Genomic DNA, 5,346 nt, shown 5'->3' on the forward strand with positions numbered 1-5,346 from the left:
GTGGGCGTTGGTGCCGCTGATACCGAAGGACGAGACGGCGGAGCGGCGCGGGTGGTCGGTCTCGGGCCAGGCCCGGGCCTCGGTCAGGAGCCGCACGTTGCCGGAGTCCCAGTCGATGTTCGGGCTGGGCTCGTCGACGTGGAGCGTCCGGGGGAGAGTGCCGTGGCGCATGGCCTGGATCATCTTGATGACTCCGCCGACGCCGGCGGCGGCCTGCGCGTGGCCGATGTTGGACTTGAACGATCCGAGCCACAGCGGCTCTTCACGGTTCTGGCCGTAGCTGGAGAGCAGGGCCTGGGCCTCGATCGGGTCACCCAGCGGCGTTCCGGTGCCGTGTCCTTCGACGGCGTCGACCTGGTCGGGGGTGAGCCCCGCGCTGGCGAGCGCTGTGTTGATGACCCGCTGCTGCGAGGGCCCGTTGGGGGCGGTGAGGCCGTTGCTGGCGCCGTCCTGGTTGACGGCCGAGCCGCGGATGACGGCCAGGACCGTGTGTCCGTTGGCCTTGGCGTCCGACAGACGCTCCAGGAGGACCATGCCCGCGCCCTCGGCCCAGATCGTGCCGTCGGCGGCGCCCGCGTAGGACTTGGCCCGACTGTCGGGAGCCAGACCGCGCTGGCGGCTGAACTCCATGAACATGCCCGCGTTGGACATGATCGTGGCGCCGCCGGCCAGGGCCATCGTGGACTCGTTGTTCCGCAGCGACTGGCACGCCAGGTGCATCGCGACGAGCGACGACGAGCAGGCCGTGTCGACGGTGACCGCCGGGCCCTCAAGACCCAGCGTGTACGAGATGCGCCCGGAGGCGACACTCGCCGTCGTACCCGTCAGCAGGTAACCCTCGACGGGCTCGCCGCCGTGGTGGGTGAGCGAGACGTACTCCCCGGCCGCGACGCCGGCGAAGACGCCGACGGGCTTGCCGCGCAGGGTGTCGGGACGGATGCCCGCGTTCTCGAACGCTTCCCAGGTGGTTTCGAGCAGCAGCCGCTGCTGCGGGTCGAGCGCCAGGGCCTCGCGAGGGCTGATGCCGAAGAACTCGGGGTCGAAACGGTCGGCGTCGTAGAGGAACCCGCCCTCACTGGCGTACGACTTCCCCCGTACGTCGGGGTCGTCGTCGAAGAGGTTCTCGATGTCCCAGCCACGGTTGTCGGGGAAGGCCCCCACCGCGTCACGCTCGTCCGCGACCAGCTTCCACAGCGCCTCGGGCGTGTCGGCGCCACCGGGGAAGCGGCACCCCATGCCCACGATCACGATCGGGTCGGCCGCGTCGCTCCGCGAGGACGCCGGGCGAACGGTGCGGCGGGCCACCTGCGCGCCTGCCTCCGCCTGCTTGCCGCCCGCCAGTTGGTTGCGGATGTAGCCGGCCAGTACCGAGGGGGTGGGGTAGTCGAACAACAGGGTGGACGGGAGTCGCATCCCGGACGCCTTGTTGAGCGAGTTGCGCAGTTCCACCGAGCTGAGAGAGTCGAAGCCCAGCTCCTTGAAGGAGTGCGCGGGGTCGATCGCGTTCGCCGAGCCGTGTCCGAGGACGGTGGCCACGTGATTGCGCAGGAAGTCCAGGATGATCTGGTCCTGCTCGGCCTCCGGGCGGCCCGCGATCGACTGCCCCAGGGCTCCGACCTCCGCTCCCGTGCCGCCCGCCTGGGCGGCGGTGCGCAGCGGCGTACGGACCAGCCCACGGAAGATCGGCGCCACCGGGACCGTCGCGGCGCGGGCACGGAGCCCGGCGAGGTCGAGCTTGGCCGGGACCACGACGGTCTGGTCGGTCTCCAGCGCCGAGTCGAAGTGCCCGAGCGCCTGTTCGGCGGGCATCGGCAGGAGCCCGCCGCGGTTCATACGCGCCTGGTCCTGCTCGTCGAGGGTGTCGGCCATGCCGCTCTCCCACAGTCCCCAGGCGAGGGACTTGGCGGGCAGCCCGGCCGTACGGCGGTGTTCCGCCAGCTCGTCCAGGAACACGTTCGCGGCGGCGTAGTTGGCCTGTCCGGGCGAGCCGAGGACACCGACGACCGACGAGAACGTCACGAAGGCGTCCAGGTCCAGCTCACGGGTCAGCTCGTGCAGGTTCCACGCGCCGTCCACCTTCGGACGGAGCACCTCGTCGATCCGCTCGGGAGTCAGCGCCGTGACGATGCCGTCGTCGAGCGTTCCGGCGCAGTGCACCACCGCGCCGAGCGGATGCTCGGCCGGCAGGCTCGCCAGCAGGGCCTCCAGCGACTCCCGGTCCGCGGCGTCGCAGGCCGCGATGGTGACCTCGGCGCCGAGTTCGGCGAGTTCCGCGGTGATGGTGCTGTCCGCCGGACGGCCGCGCCGGCTGGTGAGGAGCAGCTTCCTCACACCGTGCCGGGTGACCAGGTGCCGGGCGAGGAGCGTGCCCAGGGCGCCGGTGCCGCCGGTGATGAGCACCGTCCGCTCCGGGTCGAACGACGTGGGCGTGGCGGTCGGCTCCGGGTCGGCGGTGCCGATACGGGCGAGGCGCGGGGCGAGAAGTCGGCCTTCCCGTACGGCCAGTTGGGGTTCGCCGGCGTTCAGGGCGGCCGGGATCGCCCGCAGGGACGCCTCCGAACCGTCCAGGTCGATCAGGGTGAACCGGTCGGGGTGTTCCGTCTGCGCGGTGCGGACGAGTCCCCAGACCGCGGCTCCGGCCAGATCGGCCGCGCCGCCCGTACTCGTGGACATGGCGCCCTTGGTGAGGATCACCAGGCGGGAGTCCGGCCGGTCGTCGGAGAGGACCGCCTGCACGAGACCGAGCACGCGGTGCGTGAAGGAGCGCGCGGCCTGTGCCGGGTCGGTGCCGGGCTCGGAGACGCACCAGGTGAAGACCACGTCCGGCCTGGTGGTGTCGTCTCCCGGTGTCGTCGGCAGTGTCACCGCGTCCGGCCGTACTTCGACCGCCGCGCCGAGCGGGGAGAGTGCCGCCGGGACCTGGGTGTTCGCCGGGTCGGCGACCACGGCCCACTTGGCGCCGGTCGTGCTCTGGGTCTTGTCCTCCACGGTCTGGACGTCGATCCAGTCGACCTTGTACAGCTCTCCGGCGTCGGCCGCACGGGTGGCGGCGAGTTGGTCGGCGCCGACCGTCCGCATGGCGAGGGAGTCGATCGTCATGACCGGCGTCCCCGTCTGGTCGGCGATGACCAGCGACGCGGTGTCCGGTGTGGTCCAGGTGTGGCGGATCCGCAGGGAGCTGGCGCCCGTCGCGTGGAGGGACACACCGGCCCAGGAGAACGGCACCCGGATCGAGTCGGCCGCCTCGGTCTCCCCCATGATCAGCGCGGCCGGCTGGAGCGCCGAGTCGAGCAGACCGGGGTGGATGCCGTAGTCGCCCGGATCCGAGCCCGCGGGAAGCGAGACTTCCGCGTAGGTGGTGTTGCCGTCCTGCCAGGCCTTCCTGAGTCCTCGGAACAGCGGTCCGTAGCCGAAGCCACCGTCCGTGACCCGGCGGTAGAACTCCGCCACGTCCATGGTGTCCGAGATGTCAGGCGGCCAGACCTCGTTCCTGAGCGAGTCGGCGCCCGCAGGGACTTCCCTGCGTTCGGCTCCGAGCGCGCCCGTGGCGTGGAGGGTCCAGTCGGTTTCGACCGGGGCGTCCTCCGGCCGTGAGTAGAACGCGAAGGCCCGGCTTCCGGAGCCGTCCGCCGGCTCGATCAGGAGCCGCAGCTGGAGGGCGGCGCGCTCCGGCACGGCGAGGAACACGTGGTGGGTGAGTTCCTCGATGTGCTCGCAGTCCACATGGCGTGCCGCGTGGAGCAGGAGGTCGACGAAGGCCACACCCGGAACGATCATTGTCCCGAAGATGATGTGCTCGGCCACCCAGTCCGGATCGTTCCCGGAGACGCGGCCGGTGAACAGGTGCCCGCCTCCGTCCGGGAGTTCGGCCAAGGTGGTCAGCACCGGATGGTCGGTCGCCGTCAGCCCCAGACCGTCGGCACCCGAGGTGGGCTTCGCCGCCTCCAGCCAGTAGTGCTGGCGCTGGAAGGGGTAGGTGGGGAGGCCGAGGGCGGGGACCGAGGTCTCACCGACCACGGGGGTCCAGCCGACCTGGATGCCATGGGCGTGTGCCGTGGCCAGGGCGGTGAGGAAGCTGTGGTTCTCGTCCCGGTCGCGGTACAGGGTGGCGACGAGGGTGGCGTCGCTGTCATCGGCCACGCTGTCCTGCGCCATGGTGGTCAGGACGGGGTCGGGTCCGAGTTCGAGGTAGTGCCGGGTGCCGAGCCGGTCGAGGGTGGTGATTCCGTCGGAGAAGCGGACGGCCTCCCGGACGTGCTGGACCCAGTACTGCGGAGTGGTGATGTAGTGGTCGGCGAGTTCGCCGGTCAGGTTGGAGACGATCGGGATCGTCGGGGCGTGGTAGGTCAGCTCTCCGGCCACGAGTTCGAACTCGTCCAGCATGGGGTCCATGTGGGGGGAGTGGAACGCGTGGGAGACCGTGAGGCGCCGCGTCTTGACGCCCGTCTCGGCGAGGGCTTCCGCGATGGCGGTGGTGGCTTCCTCGTCGCCGGAGATGACGATCGAGCTGGGCCCGTTGACCGCCGCGACGCTGACGTGGTGCTCGTGGCCTTCGAGGAGCGGGAGGATCTGCTCCTCGGTGGCGCGCAGGGAGATCATGACGCCGTTGGCGGGCAGGGCCTGCATCAGTGAGCCGCGCGCGGCGACCAGCCGGCAGGCGTCGTCGAGGGTGAAGATCCCGGCCACGTGGGCGGCCGTGATCTCACCGATCGAGTGGCCGGTCAGGTAGTGCGGAGTGATCCCGAACGATTCGACCAGCCGGTAGAGGGAGGTCTCGATCGCGAAGAGCGCGGCCTGGGTGTACCGGGTCTGGTTGAGCAGGGTGGCATCGTCGGAGAAGACGACGTCCTTGACCGGCTGTTCGGCGTTCAGATGCCGGTCGAGGGTGGCGCACACCTCGTCGAAGGTGTCGCGGAAGACCGGGTACGTGTCGTACAGCTCGCGGCCCATGCCGGCCCGCTGCGCACCCTGTCCCGTGAACATGAAGGCGGTCTTGCCGGGGTGCGGCATCCCGCGTACCAGCGCCGGGGACGGCTCGCCGAGGGTGAGCGTGCCCAGAGCGCGGTCGAACGCCTGGTGGTCGGTGCCGAGCACCACGGCCCGGTACTGGAACTGGGCGCGGGTGGTGGCGAGCGCGTGAGCGACTCGGTCCGTGCGCAGCCCGGGGTTGAGTTCGAGGTACGTGCGCAGCTGCTGCGCCTGGTCGCGGAGGGCCTGTTCCGTCTTGCCGGACAGGACCCACGGGACCAGGGTCGCCTGCGGCGCGTCCTGCTCGTGGTCGTCCTCGGCGGGCTCCGGTGTCGCGGGTGCCTGTTCGAGGATGAGGTGGGCGTTGGTGCCGCTGAT

The 5,346-nt window shown here is 71.0% G+C and carries 1 protein-coding gene; it reads right to left on the reverse strand.

Features of this window, described 5'->3' with window-relative positions; translation table 11 throughout:
- Positions 1-5,346, reverse strand: a 5,346-nt coding sequence (locus BHU15_RS32235; RefSeq protein WP_141726923.1) for an SDR family NAD(P)-dependent oxidoreductase, incomplete at both ends; no start/stop codon positions are given.

This window comes from Streptomyces niveus, assembly GCF_001723055.1.
Taxonomy (GTDB): Bacteria; Actinomycetota; Actinomycetes; order Streptomycetales; family Streptomycetaceae; genus Streptomyces; species Streptomyces niveus.